This window comes from Amycolatopsis sp. NPDC048633 (assembly GCF_040650695.1).
GTDB lineage: Bacteria > Actinomycetota > Actinomycetes > Mycobacteriales > Pseudonocardiaceae > Amycolatopsis.
In genome coordinates this window covers 1-19,475 of the sequence record NZ_JBEZHS010000035.1, presented here as the reverse complement: position 1 = coordinate 19,475, position 19,475 = coordinate 1, and the positions used below count along the sequence as shown (strand labels likewise).

At 69.7% G+C, this 19,475-nt stretch carries 22 protein-coding genes and 1 pseudogene; 8 read left to right on the top strand and 15 right to left on the bottom strand.

All coding sequences use genetic code 11. The features are described from left to right. Positions 1 to 480: 480 nt before the first annotated feature. Together AB0C38_RS39955 and moaA are read right to left on the bottom strand one after the other, a co-directional pair. On the bottom strand, positions 481 to 741 hold the full coding sequence (locus AB0C38_RS39955) for a MoaD/ThiS family protein (RefSeq protein WP_360683278.1): 261 nt from the start codon (positions 739 to 741) through the stop codon (positions 481 to 483). A gap of 1 nt (position 742) precedes the next feature. Further along, the gene (gene moaA / locus AB0C38_RS39950; protein WP_360683276.1) at positions 743 to 1,750 is read right to left on the bottom strand and encodes a GTP 3',8-cyclase MoaA; all 1,008 of its coding nucleotides are present in this window, start codon (positions 1,748 to 1,750) and stop codon (positions 743 to 745) included. Positions 1,751 to 1,910: 160 nt separating this feature from the next. Here moaA and AB0C38_RS39945 point away from each other — a divergent pair, with 160 nt between their 5' ends. Genes AB0C38_RS39945 through AB0C38_RS39925 form a run of 5 tightly spaced genes read left to right on the top strand, consistent with a single transcriptional unit; the run spans position 1,911 to position 5,524 of the window. Then, complete coding sequence (locus AB0C38_RS39945; RefSeq protein WP_360683273.1) at positions 1,911 to 2,390, top strand: MarR family transcriptional regulator; 480 nt, start codon at positions 1,911 to 1,913, stop codon at positions 2,388 to 2,390. A 33-nt stretch (positions 2,391 to 2,423) separates the two neighbouring features. Then, positions 2,424 to 2,828 (top strand): helix-turn-helix transcriptional regulator, encoded by a 405-nt coding sequence (locus tag AB0C38_RS39940; protein WP_086675206.1) that lies wholly within the window; start codon positions 2,424 to 2,426, stop codon positions 2,826 to 2,828. Continuing rightward, positions 2,825 to 3,634: a molybdate ABC transporter substrate-binding protein gene (gene modA, locus AB0C38_RS39935; RefSeq protein ID WP_360683271.1), complete on the top strand. Its 810-nt coding sequence runs from the start codon at positions 2,825 to 2,827 to the stop codon at positions 3,632 to 3,634. The genes AB0C38_RS39940 and modA overlap by 4 nt, the downstream gene beginning before the upstream one ends. 58 nt (positions 3,635 to 3,692) lie before the next feature. Then, a complete protein-coding gene (locus AB0C38_RS39930; protein ID WP_360683269.1) occupies positions 3,693 to 4,460 on the top strand; it encodes an ABC transporter permease in 768 nt (255 codons plus the stop codon). Continuing rightward, a complete protein-coding gene (locus tag AB0C38_RS39925; RefSeq protein WP_360683267.1) occupies positions 4,457 to 5,524 on the top strand; it encodes an ABC transporter ATP-binding protein in 1,068 nt (355 codons plus the stop codon). Before AB0C38_RS39930 ends, AB0C38_RS39925 begins: the two co-directional genes overlap by 4 nt. 3 nt (positions 5,525 to 5,527) lie before the next feature. Here the strand turns inward: AB0C38_RS39925 and AB0C38_RS39920 are convergent, their stop codons facing one another. Continuing rightward, a complete protein-coding gene (locus AB0C38_RS39920) occupies positions 5,528 to 7,297 on the bottom strand; it encodes a multicopper oxidase domain-containing protein (protein WP_360683265.1) in 1,770 nt (589 codons plus the stop codon). Positions 7,298 to 7,491: 194 nt separating this feature from the next. Here AB0C38_RS39920 and AB0C38_RS39915 point away from each other — a divergent pair, with 194 nt between their 5' ends. Further along, positions 7,492 to 8,286, top strand: coding sequence for an HAD-IIA family hydrolase (locus tag AB0C38_RS39915; RefSeq protein WP_360683263.1), 795 nt, complete (start codon positions 7,492 to 7,494; stop codon positions 8,284 to 8,286). 37 nt (positions 8,287 to 8,323) lie between these two features. Continuing rightward, positions 8,324 to 9,124: a metallophosphoesterase gene (locus tag AB0C38_RS39910; protein WP_360683261.1), complete on the top strand. Its 801-nt coding sequence runs from the start codon at positions 8,324 to 8,326 to the stop codon at positions 9,122 to 9,124. On the opposite strand, the gene AB0C38_RS39905 is transcribed toward AB0C38_RS39910, so the two are convergent. The 11 genes from AB0C38_RS39905 to AB0C38_RS39855 all read right to left on the bottom strand — a co-directional run bounded on the left by AB0C38_RS39905 (position 9,121) and on the right by AB0C38_RS39855 (position 17,595). Beyond that, positions 9,121 to 9,495, bottom strand: a complete 375-nt coding sequence (locus tag AB0C38_RS39905; protein WP_360683258.1) for a YccF domain-containing protein — start codon at positions 9,493 to 9,495, stop codon at positions 9,121 to 9,123. The genes AB0C38_RS39910 and AB0C38_RS39905 overlap by 4 nt on opposite strands. Further along, a complete protein-coding gene (locus AB0C38_RS39900) occupies positions 9,495 to 10,244 on the bottom strand; it encodes a PhzF family phenazine biosynthesis protein (RefSeq protein ID WP_360683256.1) in 750 nt (249 codons plus the stop codon). Before AB0C38_RS39900 ends, AB0C38_RS39905 begins: the two co-directional genes overlap by 1 nt. A 65-nt stretch (positions 10,245 to 10,309) precedes the next feature. Further along, positions 10,310 to 11,716 (bottom strand): hypothetical protein, encoded by a 1,407-nt coding sequence (locus AB0C38_RS39895; protein ID WP_360683254.1) that lies wholly within the window; start codon positions 11,714 to 11,716, stop codon positions 10,310 to 10,312. A 14-nt stretch (positions 11,717 to 11,730) separates the two neighbouring features. Next, a complete protein-coding gene (locus tag AB0C38_RS39890; protein WP_360683252.1) occupies positions 11,731 to 12,282 on the bottom strand; it encodes a DUF3558 family protein in 552 nt (183 codons plus the stop codon). Beyond that, on the bottom strand, positions 12,282 to 12,800 hold the full coding sequence (locus AB0C38_RS39885; protein WP_360683250.1) for a hypothetical protein: 519 nt from the start codon (positions 12,798 to 12,800) through the stop codon (positions 12,282 to 12,284). The genes AB0C38_RS39890 and AB0C38_RS39885 overlap by 1 nt, the downstream gene beginning before the upstream one ends. 44 nt (positions 12,801 to 12,844) lie before the next feature. Continuing rightward, on the bottom strand, positions 12,845 to 13,537 hold the full coding sequence (locus AB0C38_RS39880; RefSeq protein ID WP_360683248.1) for an ESX secretion-associated protein EspG: 693 nt from the start codon (positions 13,535 to 13,537) through the stop codon (positions 12,845 to 12,847). A gap of 33 nt (positions 13,538 to 13,570) precedes the next feature. Beyond that, positions 13,571 to 14,764, bottom strand: a complete 1,194-nt coding sequence (locus tag AB0C38_RS39875; protein ID WP_360683246.1) for a hypothetical protein — start codon at positions 14,762 to 14,764, stop codon at positions 13,571 to 13,573. Next, the gene (locus AB0C38_RS39870) at positions 14,761 to 15,204 is read right to left on the bottom strand and encodes a hypothetical protein (protein WP_360683244.1); all 444 of its coding nucleotides are present in this window, start codon (positions 15,202 to 15,204) and stop codon (positions 14,761 to 14,763) included. Before AB0C38_RS39870 ends, AB0C38_RS39875 begins: the two co-directional genes overlap by 4 nt. Next, entirely contained in the window at positions 15,201 to 15,776 is a 576-nt protein-coding gene (locus AB0C38_RS39865) for a 4Fe-4S single cluster domain-containing protein (RefSeq protein WP_360683242.1), read from the bottom strand. Before AB0C38_RS39865 ends, AB0C38_RS39870 begins: the two co-directional genes overlap by 4 nt. Then, positions 15,764 to 15,979, bottom strand: a complete 216-nt coding sequence (locus tag AB0C38_RS39860) for a DUF2997 domain-containing protein (RefSeq protein ID WP_360683240.1) — start codon at positions 15,977 to 15,979, stop codon at positions 15,764 to 15,766. Before AB0C38_RS39860 ends, AB0C38_RS39865 begins: the two co-directional genes overlap by 13 nt. Next, entirely contained in the window at positions 15,976 to 17,595 is a 1,620-nt protein-coding gene (locus tag AB0C38_RS39855) for an AAA family ATPase (RefSeq protein ID WP_360683238.1), read from the bottom strand. Before AB0C38_RS39855 ends, AB0C38_RS39860 begins: the two co-directional genes overlap by 4 nt. Positions 17,596 to 17,725: 130 nt before the next feature. Here AB0C38_RS39855 and AB0C38_RS39850 point away from each other — a divergent pair, with 130 nt between their 5' ends. Then, entirely contained in the window at positions 17,726 to 19,384 is a 1,659-nt protein-coding gene (locus tag AB0C38_RS39850) for an AMP-binding protein (RefSeq protein ID WP_360683236.1), read from the top strand. Here the strand turns inward: AB0C38_RS39850 and AB0C38_RS39845 are convergent. After that, positions 19,344 to 19,475 (bottom strand): annotated as a pseudogene (locus tag AB0C38_RS39845) (alpha-(1-2)-phosphatidylinositol mannosyltransferase); the annotation flags it as partial. The gene AB0C38_RS39850 and the pseudogene AB0C38_RS39845 overlap by 41 nt on opposite strands.

Below are 19,475 nucleotides of genomic sequence, written 5' to 3'. Positions count from 1 at the left end.
CCCCTTGAGTCACAGCAGTCCCACCTCTTCGTGGGGTTTGAAGTCACACCTGGAGCGACTCCGGCCGGTGCCGACGCCCAGGTGGGCCAACACACCGCGACGGACCAGGCGAAACACGTCACCGGATGGCGTGGCGGTGAGGACGCGATCAGCTTCTCGCGAACACCCGGATCCGGTGACGCGCCACGCCGAGGGCCCGGAACGACGTCGCCGAGCGGTCGGCGGCCGTACTCGAACGGTCGGCCTCTATATAGAGAGGACGAACTCGCGTACCCAGGCAGTCGGCTCGCGTACCCGGAGGGTCGGCTCGCGTACCTGGGCGGACGGCACGGCCGGCGGGACATGATCAGCCGCGCATCGGGCGTGATCGGAGGGGCCTCGCGCGTGATCAGGCGGGCTTCGGGCGTGATTGAAGGGGTATCACCCGTGATTGAGGGGGCATCACGTGTGATTGGAGGGGCGACACGGGCCCCCGGGGTGTCAGCCGCCGGCGAAGGGCGGGAGGACGTCCAGCTCCGCGCCGTCCTGCAGCGGGCGGGTGAGGTCTCGCACCGCGAAGCCGTCGAGCAGGTAGCTGGCGGCGTCCAGGACCCGCGGCAGGTCCGCGGGGTGGAGCCGGCGCAGCTCGGCCACGGCGTCGCCGACCGACGCGCCGGCGGCCAGCTGCACCTTCTCCTCTTCTTCACCCGCCGCGGCCCGCGCCGAAGCGAAGTACCGCACCACGATGGTCAGAGTCGACATCTCAGCCGCCGATCGCGCTCATCGGCCGGATCGGCTGCGCGAACCCGGCGTCGTTGATCTCGTGTCCCGCGAGCTTGCCCCACATCGTCGCGCGCCAGGCGTCCGCAATCTCTTCATCACGCGCACCCGCGCGCGCGAGGGAGCGCAGATCCGTCTCGTCGTTGCTGAAGAGGCAGGAGCGCACCGCGCCGTCCGCGGTCAGCCGCGTCCGCTCGCACGCCGCGCAGAACGGCCTGGTCACCGACGCGATCACGCCGACGTCACCGGGCCCGCCGTCGACCAGCCAGCGCTCGGCCGGCGCGCCACCCCGGGCGACCGGGAACGGCGACAGCGTGAACTCCGCCCCCAGCACCTCCAGGATCTCGGCCGCGGTGATCATCTCGCCGCGGTTCCAGCCGTGCTGGGCGTCCAGCGGCATCTGCTCGATGAACCGCAGGTGGTAGCCCTCGGCGAGGCAGAACTTCAGCAGCGGCACGGCTTCGGCGTCGTTGAGCCCGCGGATCAGCACGGCGTTGACCTTCACCGGCGTCATCCCGGCGTCCCGCGCCGCGGCCAGCCCGGCCACGACGTGCGAGAGCCGGTCGCGCCGGGTGATCTCGACGAACTTCTCGGGGTCGACGGTGTCGAGCGAGACGTTGATCCGGTTCAGTCCGGCCGCCGCGAGCCCGGCCGCGCGCTTAGCCAGCCCGATCCCGTTGGTGGTCATGGACAGCCGGGGCCGAGGCGTCAGGGCCGTGACCCGCGCGACGATGTCCTCGAGCCCGGCCCGCAGCAGCGGTTCGCCGCCGGTGAGCCGGATGTCGGTGACGCCGAGCTGCTCGACGGCGATCCGCATGAGGCGGACCAGCTCGTCGTCGCTCAGCACCTGTTCGCCCGGCATCCAGTCGAGGCCCTCCGCGGGCATGCAGTAGGTGCAGCGCAGGTTGCACCGATCCGTCAGGGAAACCCGGAGATCGGTGGCCACCCGGCCGAAGGTGTCGATAAGTTGGGGGTTCTCGGGCCTGGGCACGCGAGATGACCCTCGTGTACCGGGGACGCGAGGAAACCCGAGATCCACTGCCGTCATTACGCACAGCGTAGCTCCGGAACGTGCGAACTGACCCGCTCGCTAGGATACTTTGCGGAGTGAGTGGTTCAGTTGCCGAACTATCGTGCCGGGAGAAGGACCTGTGACGGAAAAGACCTACCCGGTCACCGAAGAGGAGCTGTTCCGCTTCGCGGAATTGGGCCGCCAAGGCAGCACGTTCACCGTCCTGCGGCACGCCCGGATCGCCGAGCGGATGGGCCTGTCGGGCACCGACCACAAGACGTTCGACCTGGTCATCCGATCGGGCGGACCGTTGACCGCCGGCCGGATCGCCGAGCTGACGGGCCTGTCGACCGGCGCTGTGACGGGCGTCATCGACCGCCTGGAGAAGGTCGGTCTGGTCCACCGGGTCCGCGATCCCGAAGACCGCCGCAAGGTCCTCGTCGAGGTCGTGCCGGGGGCCGAAGAGCGCTTCGCGCCGCTCTTCCAGTCGGCCTTCGACACCCTTCGGGAGACGCTGGCGCAGTTCTCCCCGGTCGAGCGAAAAGCCATCGAGCGTTATCAGAATGTCATCCTCGAACAGCTGCGCGCCGAAGTCCTGCACAATTCCCGCCCCGCGTAGCTTTTCCTCAACTGCGGAGATAATGTCTTCGCCATGCCGCAATTTCGGTTGTCCGAGGCCGCGCGCCTGCTCGGCGTCAGTGACGACACCGTCCGGAGGTGGGTGCGCGCGGGGCAGCTGACCGCGACCGACGACGCCGCCGGCCGCAAGGTCGTCGACGGCGCCCAGCTGGCGGGTTTCGCCCGGGCCCAGGCCTCCGGCCCCGAAGACCCCTCCACCGTCGGCCGCTCCGCCCGCAACAGGTTCGTCGGGCTGGTCACCGAGGTCATCGCCGACAAGGTGATGGCCCAGGTGGAACTGCAGTGCGGGGCGCACCGGGTGGTGTCCCTGATGAGTACGGAAGCCGTCCGCGAGCTGGGCCTGCGCCCCGGAGTGCTCGCGGTCGCGGTGGTCAAGGCGACCACTGTCGTGGTGGAAACACCGGAAGGAAGTCGATGAAGAAGCTTGCTCTCGCCGTCGCGGCCGTCGCCCTGTTCGCGGGCGCGTGCAGCAGCTCGGACGAGCCCAGCACGCAGTCCGGCGGCGCGTCGGCCAGCGCCCCCGCGCCGAAGGGCAGCGGCGACGCCGGTACCGGCACGCTCACCGTGTTCGCCGCCGCGTCCCTCACCGAGTCGTTCACCGCGCTCGGCAAGGCGTTCGAGACCTCGCACCCCGGCGTGACCGTGAAGTTCAGCTTCGCGGGCTCGTCCGGCCTGGTCCAGCAGCTGACCAACGGCGCGAAGGCCGACGTCTTCGCCTCGGCCGACCAGGCCAACATGGACAAGGCCGTCCAGGGTGGCGTGATCGACGGCCAGCCGACGGTGTTCGCCACGAACAAGCTGGCCATCGCCGTCGCGCCGGGCAACCCCAAGGGCATCAAGACTTTTGCCGATTTGAACAAGCCCGGCCTGACCGTGGTCGTCTGCGCCCCGCAGGTGCCGTGCGGTTCGGCCACCAAGAAGGTCGAGCAGAGCACCGGCGTCACGCTCAAGCCGAAGAGCGAAGAGCAGGACGTCAAGCAGGTGCTGAACAAGGTCCAGTCCGGTGACGCCGACGCGGGCCTGGTCTACGTGACCGACGCCACGTCGGCCGCGGGCAAGGTCGACAAGGTCGACTTCCCCGAGGCGAGCGGCGCGATCAACAACTACCCGATCGCCGTGGTCAAGGGCGGGCAGGCCGCGCTGGCCAAGGAGTTCGACGACTTCGTCCTCGGCACCGAGGGCAAGACCGAGCTCGGCAAGGTCGGGTTCGGCCCTGCGCAGTAAGCGTCCGGCGAGCGGCCGGCCGGGATCCGTCCCGGCCGGCCGCTCGCGCGTTCCGTGGGTGCTCGCCGTCCCCGCCACGCTGGCGCTGGCGCTCGTCGTGCTGCCGGTCGTCGGGCTGCTGGTCCGCTCGGACCTGACACGGCTGCCGTCGCTGATCGTCTCGCCGTCTTCGTGGCACGCGCTGCGGCTGTCGCTGATCACGGCCGCTTTGTCCACTTTGGCCTGTGTGCTGCTCGGGGTGCCGCTCGCCGTCGTGCTCGCGCGCGCCCGGTTCCGCGGGGTCCGGCTGCTGCGCTCCATCGTGCTGCTGCCGCTGGTGCTGCCGCCGGTGGTCGGCGGTCTCGCACTGCTCTACCTCCTCGGGCGCAAGGGCTTCCTCGGCATGCTGATCACCACGCTGACCGGGGAATCGGTGCCGTTCACCACGACCGCGGTGGTGATCGCGCAGACGTTCGTCGCGATGCCGTTCCTCGTGGTCAGCCTCGAAGGCGCGCTGCGCGGTGCCGGCGACCGCTACGAGCAGGTCGCCGCGACGCTCGGTGCGCGTCCGTGGACCGTCTTCCGGCGCGTCACGCTGCCGCTGCTGCTGCCCGCGCTCGGCTCCGGCGTCGTCCTGAGCTTCGCCCGCGCGCTCGGCGAGTTCGGCGCGACGATCACCTTCGCGGGCAGCCTCGAAGACGTCACCCGCACGCTGCCGCTCGAGGTCTATACGCAGGCCGAAGTGGACATCGACAGCGCCGTCGCGCTGTCGTTGCTGCTCATCGTCGTGGCGGTCATCGTCATCGCGCTGGCTCGCCCGCGCTCGTGGGAAGGCGGCCTGCGGTGAGCCTGACCGCCCGGATCGAGGCCGTCCGCGGCTCGTTCTCGCTGGACGTGGACCTCGACGTGCCGACCGGGACGGTGCTGGCGCTGCTCGGCCCGAACGGCTCGGGCAAGTCGACGGTGCTGGGCTGCCTCTCGGGGTTGATCACGCCGACGTCGGCGGAGATCTCCGTGGCCGGGCGCGCCCTGGCCGGCGTGGCGCCGCACCGCCGGGGGATCGGCCTGCTCTCCCAGGACGCCCTGCTCTTCCCGCACCTGTCCGCGGCCGACAACGTCGCGTTCTCACCGCGCTCGACCGGCGCCGGCCGCCGCGCCGCGCGGGAGCGCGCCTTCTACTGGCTGGCCGAAGTGGACGCCGTCGCGCTCGCCGGCCGGCGGCCCGGGCAGCTGTCCGGCGGCCAGGCCCAGCGCATCGCGATCGCCAGGGCGCTCGCCGCCGAGCCGGACCTGCTGCTGCTCGACGAGCCGTTCGCCGCCCTCGACGTCGACGCCGCACCGGCGATCCGCGGCCTGCTGCGGCGCGTGCTCAAGACCGGGCCGACGACCGTGCTCGTCACGCACGACCCGCTGGACGCGCTCGCGCTCGCCGACCACGTCGCGGTGATGAACGGCGGCCGGATCGTCGAACGCGGGCCGACCCGCGAAGTGCTTTCGGCACCGCGGACGGCGTTCACCGCGCGGATCGCCGGGCTCAACCTCGTCGCCGGCACCGCGGTCGACGACGGCTTGCGGACGGCGTCGGGCGAGGTGGTGGCCGGCATCCCGGCGGCGGACGTCGTCGCGGGGGAGCCCGCGGTGGCGGTGTTCCCGCCGAACGCCGTCGCCGTCTACCCGCACGACGGCGAGCACCACGGGAGCCCGCGCAACACCGCCGACGCCGTCGTCGCGGCCCTGGAGCCGCACGGGCCGGTGATCCGGGTCCGGGCCGAGGGCGACGGCTGGGCGCACGGCCTGACCGCCGACCTCACCCCGGCCGCCGTGGCCGAGCTCGCCCTGGAGCCCGGCTCGGCGGTGACGCTCTCGGTGAAGGCCGCGACCGTGGCGGTGCACCCGGCCGCGGCCTCCTAGACCTCAGCCGTCGTGGTGGTGGCCGCCGCCCGGGTGGACGTGGAACTTCGCCACCTCGGGCGGGTGCACGACGAACGGCCGCATCATGCCTTCGTCCTCGTGGTCGAGGATGTGGCAGTGGTACATGAACTGGCCGGTGCCACCGCCGAACTGCCCGGCGACGCTCACCCACTGGCCGGGGTTCACGATGATCGTGTCCTTCCAGCCCTCCTCGTACTTCTCCAGCGGGACGTCGGTGAACCCGCTGATCGGCGCGGTCGTCCGCTCCGCGGCCTGGTCGAACGTCGTGGTGAAGCTCCGCCGGAACAGCGCCTGGAACTCCGTCAGGTGGATGTGGACCGGGTGCGCCGGGCCGCCGTTCGCGACGTGCACGATGTTCCACACCGCCCACCGGTCGTGGTCGATGAAGATGCCGGTCGTGTCGTCGAAGAGCCGGCCGATCATCCGGAACGTCTTCAGCCCGCCGCTCGGGTCGTCGAGCTGGATGATCCCCTCGCCGCCCGGGTCCGCGTCGACCTGTTCGAGGTCCCACATCTCCGGGTGGCCCTCGGCGTTGAGCAGCAGCGCGATCCAGACGTGGTCGTGGTCCTCCGGCAGCGTCGAGCCGTGCACCAGCCGTGTGTAGGACGTCGAGACCTTCTCGGGCAGCGTGAAGTTGTCGTGCTTCGCGCGGCCGTCGACCCGGAACTCCATGAGGTCCGGCTCGACCCCGCCCAGCCGCGGGTCGGCGTTGCGCAGCTTGAGCTTCTGGCCCTTGAAGCGGCTGAAGTCGATCAGGACGTCGAAGCGCTCGGCGGGGGCGACGGTCAGGCCGTTCGCCGGGAGGCGGGCGGGCGCGGGCAGTAGGCCGCCGTCGGTGCCGATCAGGCGGACGGCGTCGTTCACCGGGTTGTTGTTCTCGTCGACGAGGTTGAGCGTGTAGAACCGCGAGTTGGCCGCGTTGAGCAGCCGGAAGCGGTACCACTTCGCGTCGACGTCCAGGTGTGGCCAGATCACGCCGTTGACCAGGTTGAACGGCCCCGAGAACGGGATCATCGGGCCGTCCGGGACGTAGGGGAACTTGAACAGCAGCTGCCCGGTGAGCGCGCCGGCCGGGTCGGTGTCGAGGTTGCGGTCGGTGATGATCAGCGGCAGCTCGCGGTCGCCGTGGGGCAGGTCGAGCGCATCCTCTTCGTCGTCGCGGATCAGGTACATCCCGGCCAGGCCAGTGTGGACGTTGAAGCGCGTGATCGCCATGGCGTGGTCGTGGTACCAGAGCGGCATCGCCGGCTGCCGGTTCTGGTACTCGGTCAGCTGCGAGGTGCCCTTGAGGCCCGCGTTGTGCGCCCAGCCGTCGTTGCCCGCGTTGGTGCGCGCGCCGTGGAGGTGCACGACGGTCCACGCCGGCAGGTCGGCGACGCCCTCGACGATCGAGTAGCCGGGCTTGCCGAGCTCGCGGCCCGGGCGGCTGGTCGGCGCGTCCGTCACCGGGCCCTGAACGGCGACCAACGGGAACTCGCCGTCGATTTCGTTCGACCACGAAATCCGCAGCTGCTTGCCGCTGCGCACTTCGATCGTCGGACCCGGGAAATGGCCCGCATACGTCCACAACGTGGTCGGCGGCAATTGCGAGTGCAGCCGCTGCTTCTTGGTCACCATGGGAATGGTGATCGTTTCCCGGCTGTGGGGCCGGAGTACCGGTGGAACCGGCAGTGGGTCGAGGAACTTGGTGAGCCCCCAGCCTGGCCCGGTGACGGGCCCGGTCGTGGCCGGACGCTCGATGATTTCGGTCATGCGGTTTCTCCCCCTCGCTGTGCGGGGGCAGGACGAATTGCGCCACGACGTTTCCGTCGGTGACGCTTGTGAAGAATTCCCCCGAACCCCCTCGTGTGCCGGGTATGCGACTCCCCTCGCGATACCCGCAATTCCCACTGTATCGCTTTTCCGCGAAGAACGCAGGTGCCTCGCGCGCGTGATAGGTTCCGCGCATGAACGATCGCCGGTGGACGTATCTCTCCGACATGGACGGCGTCCTGGTCAAGGAGGAGCACCTCGTCCCCGGGGCCGACGAGTTCCTCGCCGAGCTGAAGTCGAACGGCATCGACTTCCTGGTGCTGACCAACAACTCGATCTACACCCCGCGCGACCTGCGGGCCCGGCTGGAGCGCACCGGGCTCGACATCCCGGAGGAGTCGATCTGGACGTCGGCGCTGGCGACGGCGAAGTTCCTCTCGTCGCAGCGGCCGAACGGCTCGGCGTACGTCATCGGCGAAGCGGGCCTCACGACGGCGCTGCACGAGGTCGGCTACGTGCTGACCGAGCGTGACCCCGACTACGTCGTGCTGGGCGAGACCCGCACGTACAGCTTCAGCGCGATCACGCGCGCGATCCGGCTGATCGAGGGCGGCGCGAAGTTCATCGCGACCAACCCGGACGCGACCGGCCCGAGCGTCGAGGGCTCGATGCCCGCCACCGGGTCCGTCGCGGCGCTGATCGAGAAGGCCACCGGGCGCTCGCCGTACTACGTCGGCAAGCCGAACCCGCTGATGATGCGCTCGGCGTTGCGCCGATTGGGTGCGCATTCGGAGTCGACGCTGATGATCGGCGACCGGATGGACACCGACGTGCACTCGGGCATCGAGGCCGGGTTGCAGACGATCCTGGTGCTCACCGGCATCTCCACCCGGGAGTCGGCCGAACGCTATCCGTACCGGCCGACCCTGGTGCTGGACTCGATCGCCGACCTGATCGGGCGAACCGCGGACCCGTTCGGCGAAGGCTGACGGTGGGCCGGGTGCGCGGAGGGCTTATCGTCACCGGATGAGCAAGTCCACGTACGTAGTGGGCGACGTGCACGGCCACCGTGACGAACTGGCCGAGGCACTACGCGCCGAAGGCCTGGTCGACGACGAAGACAACTGGTCGGGGGCAGAGGACCAGCTGTGGTTCCTCGGCGACTTCGTCGACCGCGGCCCGGACGGCGTCGGCGCGATCGACCTGGTCATGCGGCTGGAGGCGCAGGCCGCCGAGGCCGGCGGCCAGGTGCAGACGCTGCTGGGCAACCACGAGATCCTGGCACTGGGGATGTACCACTTCGGCGACGAGCCGGTGCCGTCCGACTTCGGCCCGCGCAGCTTCGCCCGCAGCTGGGAGATCAACGGTGGCCTCCTGGCGGACCAGGACCGGCTGACGCCCGAGCACATCGAATGGCTGGCGGCCCGCCCGCTGGCGGCCGTGGCGGCCGATCACCTGCTGCTGCACTCCGACACGCTGGAGTACCTCGACTGGGGGTCGACGGTCCCGGAGATCAACGAGGCGGCGGCGGAGATCCTGACCGGTTCGGACATCGAGGCGTGGTGGGACGTGTGGCGCCGCATGACGACGCGCTACGCGTTCCGCGGCCCGGACGGCGAGGAGAACGCGCAGAAGCTGATGGACGCGCTGGGCGGGTCCCGGATCGTGCACGGGCACAGCGTCATCGCCGACCAGCTCGGGATCCACCCGACGCAGATCGAGGGGCCGTTCCTGTACGCGGGCGGGAAGGCCCTCGGCGTCGACGGCGGCTTGTTCGTCGGCGGGCCGTGCCTGGTGGTGGAGCTGCCGTACGAGCCGGAGTCCTAGGCGATCTCGACGATCTCCTTGCCGAGCGGCATCAGGGACACCGGGATCATCTTGAAGTTCGCCACGCCCAGCGGGATGCCGATGATCGTGATGCACAGCGCGATGCCGGTGAACACGTGCCCGATGGACAGCCAGAGCCCGGCGAAGATGAACCAGATGACGTTGCCGAGGAAGGACGCCGCGCCCGCGTCGCGGCGTTCGACCACGGTGCGGCCGAACGGCCAGAGCGCGTAGCGGGCGATCCGGAAGGACGCCAGCCCGAACGGGATGGTGACGATCAGGACGCAGCAGATCACGCCGGCGACCAGGTAGCCCAGGGCCATCCAGAAGCCGCACAGGACGAGCCAGATGATGTTCAGCAGCGTGCGCATCAGACGTGCAGCTCCCCACTCACGATGGTGACGGCCTGGCCGGCGAGGTGGACGCGGTCGCCGTCCTGGCGAGTCCGGACGATCCCGCCGCGGGCGGAGATCTGGTGGCCGGTCAGTTCTTTGCTGTGGAGCTTCTCGGACCAGTAGGGCGACAGGATGCAGTGCGCCGAGCCGGTGACCGGGTCTTCGTCGATGCCCACGCCCGGTGCGAAGAAGCGGCTGACGTAGTCGTCGCCTTTCGCGGTGACCAGCAGGCGTCCGGTCCAGGTGGTCTTGAGCTTCGCGAGGTCGGGTTCGAGGTTTTTGACCGTTTCAGCGTCGGCGAGGACGGCGAAGAGGTTCTCGACGCCGCGGCCCGTGTACTCGATCTCGACATCGGGGAGGATTTCGGACAGATCGTCGTCGGTCGGGGTCGGCGGGTCGGAGGGGAAGTCCAGCTCGACCCAGCCGTCGTCGGCCCTGGCGCGCAGCTCTCCGCTTTTCGTGGTGTAGGTCTGTTCGCCGCCGAGGACGTGCGTGGCGGCGACGGTGGCGTGGCCGCAGAGCGCGACCTCGACCGCGGGGGTGAACCAGCGGAGTGACTTCGGGCCGGCTTGTGTGGTGACGACGAAGGCGGTCTCGGCGTGCTTCATCTCAGCCGCGACGGCTTGCATCCAGGCGGGGTCGGCGGGCTCGTCCAGCAGGACGACCCCGGCTGAGTTCCCAGCGAAGGCCTGGTCGGTGAAGGCGTCGACCACGAAGAAGCGCATGTCCCCAATGTAGCCCGCGACCTGGGCGTGTTGATCTTTTCTCAGGGACATTCAGGGGTTGTCCCTTACGACTCCCCGATGGTGGGCTTGACGATCTTCTCGCCGTCCGGGCCGCGTTCGGGCTTGAGGTCGAAGACGTCCTCGTCGACCGCGTACTTGTTCTTGTGCTCCTTGTCGTCTTCCTTCTTCTTGCCGGCCCCGGCGGCGCCTGGGGCCCCGGAAGCACCGGCCTTGCCCTTCGCGGCCGCGGCGGCGGTGGCTCCGCGTTCGAGGCGTTCACCTGGTGCTTTTCCGCCGGTTTTGGCGCTTTCGCCCGGAGTTTCCTTCGGGCCCCCGGTGTAGCCGCCACCGGAGACGCGGGAGCCGGCGAACCCGGCCCCGGCGCGCCCGGCACCGGACTTGCCGCGGGTGATGTCCCCGCTCGAGCTGCCGGCTCCGCCGGTCGTCCCCGGCATGGCGAGGCCGTCCGGGGTCATCCGCGGGAAGGCGCTCGGGGCCGGGCCGCCGCGGAGGCCGGTGTTGCCGCCGCTGAAGTTCCCGGTACCACTGGTGACCCCGGGCTGGACGAAGTTCGGCGGCGTGGTGCCGGGCGGGGTGACCCCGGGTGGGGTGGTGCCGCCGGGGACGAAGCTCCCGCTCGTCCCGCCGGGCCCGGTGGTGGTCCCGCCGCCGATGGTCGGGGTGCCGGTGAAGGAGGTGCTGCTGGTGCCGTGGAAGCCGGAGACGGAGGTGGAGTCGTTCCCACCCAGCTGCGGCGGCGGCACGTAGGTGGGCTGGGAGCTGGCGGTCTCGTGGTAGGTGCCATCGAGACCTTGGAGGACCTGGACGGCCTGCTGGTGCGCGGCGTCGGCCTGCTGTTGCTTGGCCTGGATGCCGGCCATGGTGCCGCTCATGCCGATGAGGTTGCCGGAGTTGTACTGCTGTTTGGCTTTGTCGAGCTCGGCTTGCTGATTGAAGCCGGTGGGCTCGGGCATGTTGTTCTTGGCGTACGACGCGGCGGCCGACTGCTGGGAGTAGTGGTTCGACGCCAGCTGCATCGCACTGCCGGTTTGCTCGGTATGCCCGGCGGTGCTCTGGAAGAAGCCGTTCGCCTGGTCCGCGGCGGGTCCCTGCCAAGAGCCGCCTGCCGCCGTGGCGGCGTCGCGGAACTGGTTGGAAGCGTCGGCCAGCCAGTTGCCGTAGACGTTCGTTACCCGGCTGCGGTCGTTGAGGTCCTCGAGGTTCATGTTCTTGTGAACCATGTCGTACAGAACTTCGTGTGGCTGGTTCGCGTAGTTCTCCCCGGGCGCCGGAGCATCGCCCCGAAGAGTCTGCCCTTCTTGCAGGAGCTTTCCCTGGGCAACCGAATAGTCCGACGCCGCCTTCTGGGTTATCCCCTGTGCGTCGGCGCCTTGGCCTTGAAGCTTCTGCTCGGTGGCCGCGTAGTAGTCACCCTCGGACTGGCGGTGCTGCGCCCGGTGCGGCTGACTCATGGCTGGACTCCGTATCAGTTGTTCTTCGGCAGCAGAGGCTCGACTTTCGGAGCAAGCTCTTCGATTTTCTTGCAGGCGGCGGCGGTGTCCGATCCGAAAGCGAGCGACATCAGGGCTCGCGAATCCCGTACCTGGAACCGGATGGAACATTGGCCCTTGACGTGCAGAGGTTCCTGCTCCTCGATCGCCGGGCGGTCGTTCACCTTTCCCTCGCTGGCCTTCGCGGGGTTGTTCACGTTGTTCCGGTAGTTTCCACCGGCTTGAAGGACCAGCCCAAGATCCAGGGCTGGTGTGTCGCCGGACGTGGGCTTGAAGGAGTGGCAGCTGTGTTCCGGAGATGCGACGCTCGGTACTGCCTGAGGAAAATCTTGCCCGGCAAGAGCCTGGTCGAGGATCGTGCACGGGCTCATCCCGGCGAAGGGGTCGCTCGGATCAGCAGCCGTGCTGTTTGCGGTGGGGCCCGGCGAACTCGGATTCGCTTGGCCGCTGACTGCGCTTGTACAGCCGGCGAGGCAGAAACCCAGAGTCAAGGCGGTGAACGCAACTGGAACGCGTCGTGCGATCACTATCCCTGCAGCCCCTCGTTCAACTTGGCAAACGTCATGCTGTGGGCATCTTCGGTCTCGCGGTAGTTCTTGCGCGCGATCACCATGGCCTCGCGCGCTTGCTCGACACCGTCTCGCATCTTTTCGAGGTTGGGTATCAGTGACTCAGGGTCGCCGTTGGCGACCTGCACGTTGAAGCTGGCGATAGCCTTGGCATAGTCGCTGCCACCCATCTGAGCCGGATTCGCCAGCGTATTGACATTGACGATCAATGTGGTGAACCCGTCCAGGAAGAAGTCGCAGGCTTTGATGTACGCCTGGAACCCTTCTTCGTTCACCGCGAACTGACCGTTTTCCGCGAGGGACTTCAGGTGGCTGCCGCCAGTGCTGACCTTCTCCGCGGCCGCGGTGTCCACTGGACCGGTGAGCAGCCCGGAGAGAAAATTGGACCCCGCGTCCCCGCCGGCCGGGGGTGTGAACGATCCCGGCGCGCCGAATTGCGATCCGCCCATGACGCCCTCCCAGTCGTCCGGCACCACCCTGCGTGGTCCCTTCGCACTGTACTAGTGACGAACCGGCCGCGTCAGTGGTTCCGGCCACGCTCGTGGAGCCAGGTTCGCAGGTGAGAACCATCCGATGGGGTGAACGTCACCCGGGTTTCGCCGCCCGGTAACGCCTCGCTGAACATCAGGAACCGGCCGCCCGCGTTGTCCACGAACGTCACCGTTCCCGCCGGCCGCAAGACGTCCGCGGTGCGGACCGACAGCTCGAACGTTCCGTAGCGGTGCAGGGGCCACGATGAGAACTCCGTTGCCGCGTCCGCGTCGCGGCGGGTGCCCGGCTCGGTGAACGTCAGCTCCGCCAGCGGCACCGGGCGGTACGCCGGGAGCATGCCGACCAGCAGGTCGGCCAGCCGGTCCGGGCGGGCCTGGGCGAACAGGACCTCCTCGCCCACCAGCTCCGAAAACACCCCCAGGCCGTGGCCGATGACCGCGCGGTAGAACACCTGGCGGCCCTCCTCCGCCGCTCGGACGATCACCAGCACGTCCGGCTGGGTCCACGCCCGGAGCGTCTGCTCCACCTCGATGTCCAGTTTGTCCGGCCCGGCCAGACCCCGTGATCGCATGGACTCCCAAGAAAGCGAAGCGATGCGTTCGTTCTCCGCCAGGGTGCGGCCGGGGCTGCGGATCTCGAACGGGTGCCAGTTCGCCGGAAGACCGGTACGCCGGACCGCCGTGTCGACCTCAGCCAAGCCCAGTGAAAATTCCTCCGGCACGTCCCCGAGCGTAGCGGAACGGCCACCCCGCGCTCAGATGTCGAGCTGCCGCACACCCGTCTCGCGCAACGCCACCCGGCCGGCCGTCGCCCGTTTGCGCAAGCGGACGATTTCGTGCGGCTGCAACCCGATCGCGACGCCGAACGCCTCCACGTCCGGGAACCCGCCCTGACGCTGCCGCAGCTCCAGCGCCTTGGCCACCTGCTCCGGCGAAAGCAGCCGCGCCAGCTCCGGCCCCGAAGCCGCATTGACGTCCACCAAGGCAACAGGAGCAGGCGGTGGAGGCGCCAGCGGAACCACGTCCGCCGGGACGTAGGCCTCGATCACGTCGTTCTGCTGCAGGTCCCGGAACCCCAGCCCGACCGTGAACGCCCGCACCCCGCCGTTCGTCCGCACCGCCACCCCACCCCGGGCCAGCGACAGGATCCGCAGGTCCGACGCGACGACCGTGCTCCGCTCGTTGAACGTCGTCCCCGCCGGCCGCAGCACCCGCGCCCGCGTGCCCACCGTGAACAGCGAGCCCCGCCCCTCCGGGACCTCGACCGCCGCCACCACCGAACCGTTGCCCAGGTCGTTCAGCCCGTGCACCACCGCGACGCCGTCACGCCGCTCCAAGTGGTCGTGCGGAGCCTCGTGGAACGCGGTCAGCGCGTCGCCCGCCATGGGCGGCACGTCGCACTGGAAGCCGAGCAGCATCGTGCCCGGCCGCCCGGCGGGCAGTTCCTCCACCGGCCCGGGACCGAACAGCCCGAGCACCCGCATCGGCTGGCCGCCGCGCGATAGCGACACCAGCGAACCGAAGCGCAGGACACCCTCCCGGACCAGCACCTGGACGTGGAACCCGGTCAGCTGGTCGTAAGCCGGCGCGACCACCTGCGCCAGCCCCTCCTGACGGCTCAGGTCAGGCCCGACGGTGTCATCGGTGTACAGCTCCAGCGCGTCGCCCTTCCCGAGGTCGCGCCGCCCCACCGCGACGAAGACGTCCTTGAGGAACCCGGCATCGGTCACCGGCTCGACGTCGCTCGAGAAGAACTTCTTCCGCACCATGATCCCGAGGCGCAGGTTGTCCGCCAGGATGCGATCGGCGCGCTTCAGCCGGGCGCGGGCGCCGCGGACCGCGCGCCCGATGCTCACCTGCCCACCGGGCAGCTCCCCGAGGCCGGGGAGGGTGACCGAGTCGTTGAGCGCCTTCCCGAACTCGATCAGCCCGACCCTGACCTCGGTCACGACGTGGCGGCCAGCGTGACGCTGATCGACTGGTCGGCGTTGACGCGCTCGGACTCGACGACCATCCCGTTCGAAGCCGCCCGTTCCTTCAGCCGGGCGAGCACAGCGCGCTGCACTTCGGCCGCGTACGCCTCGTCGACCGACAGCACCAGCCGCTGGGCTTCGGCCTCGGCGAGGCCAGGCCCGTCGACGTGCGCCATCTGGACGCCTTCGGGGCCGTAGACGAACGTGATCCGCCGTCCCTCCCACGCCGCGGTGACGGCGTTGCCGTCGTCGGTCACCTGCGCGCGCAGCCCGGTGAGCGCGCGGCCCAGCAGGTCGCGGTGCCGCATCCGGGTCCGCACGGTGACGACGCCGGGCTGCGCCTGCGTGGGCGCGGCGATCGTGGCGGCGTTGAGCTGGGCCAGCGCCTCGCTGCGCAGCTTGAGCGTGACACTCATCGGTGATCCCCTTCGAGCAGCGCTTCGAGTACTTCGGTGGTGGCGAACCCGTTCAGCTCGATCGCGCCGTCCGGGGCGATCGTCAGTTCCAGGCGGTTCGGGGTGGTGAAGATCGACTCGTCGTAGCGGCCGGTCAGAAAGTGGAACCGCTGGTTCACCGACCCGACCCACGGCCGTGACGGCTCCGGCCGGTCGGCCAGGAAAGGGCCGTCCACCAGCAGATCCGTCGACTCGAGCAACTTCGACGGCGGCAGCTCCTCCAGGACGCGCCCGGTGAACGTCATGACCGAAAGTCCCGCTTCACGGACGGCGGAAGCGAACTCACCCAAGGGTGCAGGCTGGTCGAACGGTTCGCCGCCCAGCAGCGTGACGCCCTCGATGCCGCGGATTCCGGCCACGCGCGAAACCAGCTCCTGCCACGGCATGAGCGTGCCGCCGCGGGTCGTCCACGTCTGCGGGTTGAAGCAGCCGGGGCAGCGCACCGAGCAGCCCTGCGTCCACACCGCGCACCGCAGGCCGGGGCCTTCGGCCGCGGTGACGTCGACGATCCGGTGGAGGTTCAGGAGTTCCATTGCGACTGCTGCTGCGAAGCCGTGTTCTCTTCGGAAGCCGACGTGCGCCGGTAGTCCTCGGTGAACTCCGACGTCACGGTCTCCGCGCCGAGCAGGTCCTCCAGCAGCGGGATGTAGTCGAGGCACTGGGACCCGGTCACGCCGTGCGTCTCGGCGCTGATCGAGCCGTCCTTGCCGATGGTGACGGTCACGCGGTGCGTCATACGTCGATCGTCCTTCCCCTCGGGGACTCCGGCAGCGGCGGTGCGACGGGAGTCTCGACGTCGTCGGAAGTGTCCGTGGCTGCGACGGCCCGGGTCTCCGCCCAGTTCCGGATGGCCAGGATTTCGTCGGCCTGGGTGACCGACAGCGGCACGGTCGACTTCACCGCCCGCACCAGGTCGTCGCGGCGCAGCGGCCGCTTCTCGGCGAACGCGTCGACCAGGCCGGCCAGCACGGCCTGCTCGATCTCGGCGCCGCTGTAGCCCGCGCTGACGTCGGCGAGCTCGGCGAACAGCGCGTCGTCCATCCGCAGCTCACTGGCCACGAAGTCGTCGGTGACGCGCCGGTGCAGGTGGATCCGCCAGATCGCGGTGCGCTCGGCCGCGGAGGGCAGGTCGACGAAGAAGATCTCGTCGAAGCGGCCCTTGCGGAGGAATTCCGGTGGCAGCGAGCCGACCTGGTTCGCGGTCGCCATCACGAACACCGGCGCGGTCTTTTCCTGCATCCACGACAGGAACGTGCCGAAGACGCGGCGCGCGGTGCCGCCGTCGCCACCGCCGCCCGCGCCGGCGAGACCCTTCTCGATCTCGTCGACCCACAACACGCACGGCGCGATGCCTTCCGCGGTGCGGATGACCGTGCGGATGTTCTTTTCGCTGGAGCCGACCAGACCGGCGAAGACGCGGCTCAGGTCCAGGCGCAGCAGCGGCAGGCGCCACATATTCGCGACGCACACCGCGGACAGGCTTTTGCCGCAGCCGGGGACGCCGGTGAGCAGCAAGCCCTTCGGCGCCGCGAGGTTGTACGCCGACGCCGCGGGCGTCCAGGTGCCGGTGCGCTTGGTCAGCCACCGCTTGAGCCGGTCGAGGCCGCCCACGGCGTCGAAGCTCGTTTCCGCCGGCACGATGTCGAGCATCCCGGACCGGCGGACGGCCTGGCGCTTCTCGGCGAGGATCAGCTCCAGGTCGCTGGGGTCGAGCCCGCCGCCTTCGACGAGCGCCCTGGCGAACGCGTTCTCGGCCTCCGGCAGCGTCAGCCCGCGCGCGGCGGCGACGATCATGTCCCGGTCGTCGCGGTCGATGCTGATCCGGACGTTCTGCCGGTGCGCGGCGACCATGCCGTCCAGCAGCTCGCCGATCTGGCGCTGGTCGGGCAGCGGGAAGTCGACGACGGTGGCGTCGTGCTCCAGCTCCGGCGGCACGGGCAGCGACGGCGACACGAGGATCAGGCTCAGCGGCACCGGCCGCGTCTTGAACGCGGCCGCGAGCTCCCGCAGCCTGCGCACCACCTCCGGGTCCGGCCGGTGCCCCCCTTCGGAAACCAGCTGCGGGTGCAGGTCGACGAAGACGAACACGGCGGGCTCGCCCCAGCCGTAGACGCGCTCGAGCGCGGCGGACGCGGCGCGGGTCTCGGAGATCGGTGGGCCGCCCGCGGGAGCGAGTCCGGTGGTGGACGACCAGACGTAGACCCGCCGCGGCGTCCGCAGCCGGCTCTGGTCTTCGGCCACCGCGCGGATCTCCCGCAGCACCCGCTGCTCCTCGTGCGTCTCGACGACCAGCAGCGGGTAGCGAGCCTGCAGCAACTCGGTCAGCTCGTCGCGAAACCCCTGGCCGGCCATCGAACGCCCCCTCGAAATCCGTCCGGACATTACCAGCGCCCTGATCTCGAAACGGCTCCGAGCAGTCGCGACCGGCGCGTTCCGTTCTTAGACTCACCTGGCCCGACGAAGACGTCTACGGGAGGCACCCATGCCTGACGCGCCCGCCCTGCCGAGCTACGCCTCGGGGATCTCCGAGGTTCCGCTGCTCGGGGACACCATCGGCGACAACTTCGATCGGACGGTGGCGGTCTTCGGTGATCGAGACGCCCTGGTCGACCGGACCGCCGGCCGCCGGTGGACCTACCGGGAGCTGGCCGCCGAGGTGAACGCGCTGGCGCTGGGTCTGGTCGCGCAGGGCATCGGGAAGGGCGCCCGGGTCGGGATCTGGTCGCCGAACCGGGCCGAGTGGACGTTCCTGCAGTACGCGACGGCGAAGATCGGCGCCATCCTGGTCAACATCAACCCCGCCTACCGGTCGCACGAGCTGGAGTACGTGCTCAACCAGGCCGGGGTGAAGCTGCTGGTCGCGTCGGACAAGTTCAAGACCTCCGACTACCCGGCGATGGTCGACGAGGTGCGCGAGAAGTGCGCCGGGCTGGAGCACATCGTCATCCTGGGCACCGAGAGCTGGCAGGCGCTGATGGACGCCGGCTGGCAGGGCGATCCGGCGGTGCTGGCCGAAATGCGGACCAAGCTCTCGGCCGACGACCCGATCAACATCCAGTACACCTCGGGCACGACCGGCTTCCCCAAAGGCGCCACCCTCAGCCACCACAACATCCTCAACAACGGCTACTTCGTCGGCGAACTGTGCAACTACACCGAACACGACAAAGTGTGCATCCCGGTGCCCTTCTACCACTGCTTCGGCATGGTGATGGGCAACCTCGCGTGCACCAGCCACGGCTCGTGCATGGTGATCCCGGCGCCGGCGTTCGACCCGAAGGCGACCCTCGAAGCCGTCGCCGCCGAGCAGTGCACCTCTCTCTACGGCGTGCCGACGATGTTCATCGCCGAGCTGAACCACCCGGACTTCGCGAGCTTCGACCTGTCGTCGCTGCGGACCGGGATCATGGCGGGCTCGCCGTGCCCGGTCGAGGTGATGAAGCAGGTCATCGACCGGATGGGGATGGCCGAGGTGTCGATCTGCTACGGCATGACCGAAACGTCACCGGTGTCGACGCAGACCCGGGCGGACGACTCGGTCGAGCGTCGCGTGTCGACGGTCGGCCGGGTCGGGCCGCACCTGGAGGTCAAGGTCGTCGACCCGGAGACGGGCCTGACGGTGCCGCGCGGCGAGCCGGGAGAGCTGTGCACGCGCGGGTATTCGGTGATGCTCGGGTACTGGGAGCAGGCGGACAAGACGGCGGAGGCGATCGACGCGGCCCGCTGGATGCACACCGGCGACCTGGCGATCATGGACGCCGACAGCTACCTCAACATCACCGGCCGCATCAAGGACATGGTCATCCGCGGCGGGGAAAACCTCTACCCGCGGGAGATCGAGGAGTTCCTCTACACGCACCCGGACATTCTCGACGCGCAGGTCATCGGCGTCCCGGACGAGAAGTACGGTGAAGAGCTGATGGCCTGGGTCCGGATGCGCGAAGGCGCTTCGGCGTTGACCGCGGAGAAGGTGCGCGAGTTCTGCGACGGGAAGCTCGCGCGCTACAAGATCCCGCGGTACGTGCACGTCGTCGAGGAGTTCCCGATGACGGTGACGGGCAAGGTCCGCAAGGTCGAGATGCGCGAGAAGTCGATCACGCTCCTGGGCCTGGAAGCCGCGGCTGCGGCGAAGCACGCCTAGTGCCGTGAGGGGCACCTTCAGGTGGCGTATCGCGTGCCGGGCACCACGAGCGTCACCTCGTGCCCGCTCGCGACGTACCCGGCGCCGAGGT

Excerpts from the sequence above, each read along its gene's own strand:
- AB0C38_RS39870 (WP_360683244.1), bottom strand. The coding sequence starts at position 15,204 with ATGAGTGTCACGCTCAAGCTGCGCAGCGAGGCGCTGGCCCAGCTCAAC.
- AB0C38_RS39955 (WP_360683278.1), bottom strand. The coding sequence starts at position 741 with ATGTCGACTCTGACCATCGTGGTGCGGTACTTCGCTTCGGCGCGGGCC.
- AB0C38_RS39940 (WP_086675206.1), top strand. The coding sequence starts at position 2,424 with ATGCCGCAATTTCGGTTGTCCGAGGCCGCGCGCCTGCTCGGCGTCAGT.
- AB0C38_RS39910 (WP_360683261.1), top strand. The coding sequence starts at position 8,324 with ATGAGCAAGTCCACGTACGTAGTGGGCGACGTGCACGGCCACCGTGAC.
- AB0C38_RS39865 (WP_360683242.1), bottom strand. The coding sequence starts at position 15,776 with ATGGAACTCCTGAACCTCCACCGGATCGTCGACGTCACCGCGGCCGAA.
- AB0C38_RS39860 (WP_360683240.1), bottom strand. The coding sequence starts at position 15,979 with ATGACGCACCGCGTGACCGTCACCATCGGCAAGGACGGCTCGATCAGC.
- AB0C38_RS39905 (WP_360683258.1), bottom strand. The coding sequence starts at position 9,495 with ATGCGCACGCTGCTGAACATCATCTGGCTCGTCCTGTGCGGCTTCTGG.
- AB0C38_RS39915 (WP_360683263.1), top strand. The coding sequence starts at position 7,492 with ATGAACGATCGCCGGTGGACGTATCTCTCCGACATGGACGGCGTCCTG.
- AB0C38_RS39895 (WP_360683254.1), bottom strand. The coding sequence starts at position 11,716 with ATGAGTCAGCCGCACCGGGCGCAGCACCGCCAGTCCGAGGGTGACTAC.
- AB0C38_RS39920 (WP_360683265.1), bottom strand. The coding sequence starts at position 7,297 with ATGACCGAAATCATCGAGCGTCCGGCCACGACCGGGCCCGTCACCGGG.
- AB0C38_RS39900 (WP_360683256.1), bottom strand. The coding sequence starts at position 10,244 with ATGCGCTTCTTCGTGGTCGACGCCTTCACCGACCAGGCCTTCGCTGGG.
- AB0C38_RS39850 (WP_360683236.1), top strand. The coding sequence starts at position 17,726 with ATGCCTGACGCGCCCGCCCTGCCGAGCTACGCCTCGGGGATCTCCGAG.
- modA (WP_360683271.1), top strand. The coding sequence starts at position 2,825 with ATGAAGAAGCTTGCTCTCGCCGTCGCGGCCGTCGCCCTGTTCGCGGGC.
- AB0C38_RS39855 (WP_360683238.1), bottom strand. The coding sequence starts at position 17,595 with ATGGCCGGCCAGGGGTTTCGCGACGAGCTGACCGAGTTGCTGCAGGCT.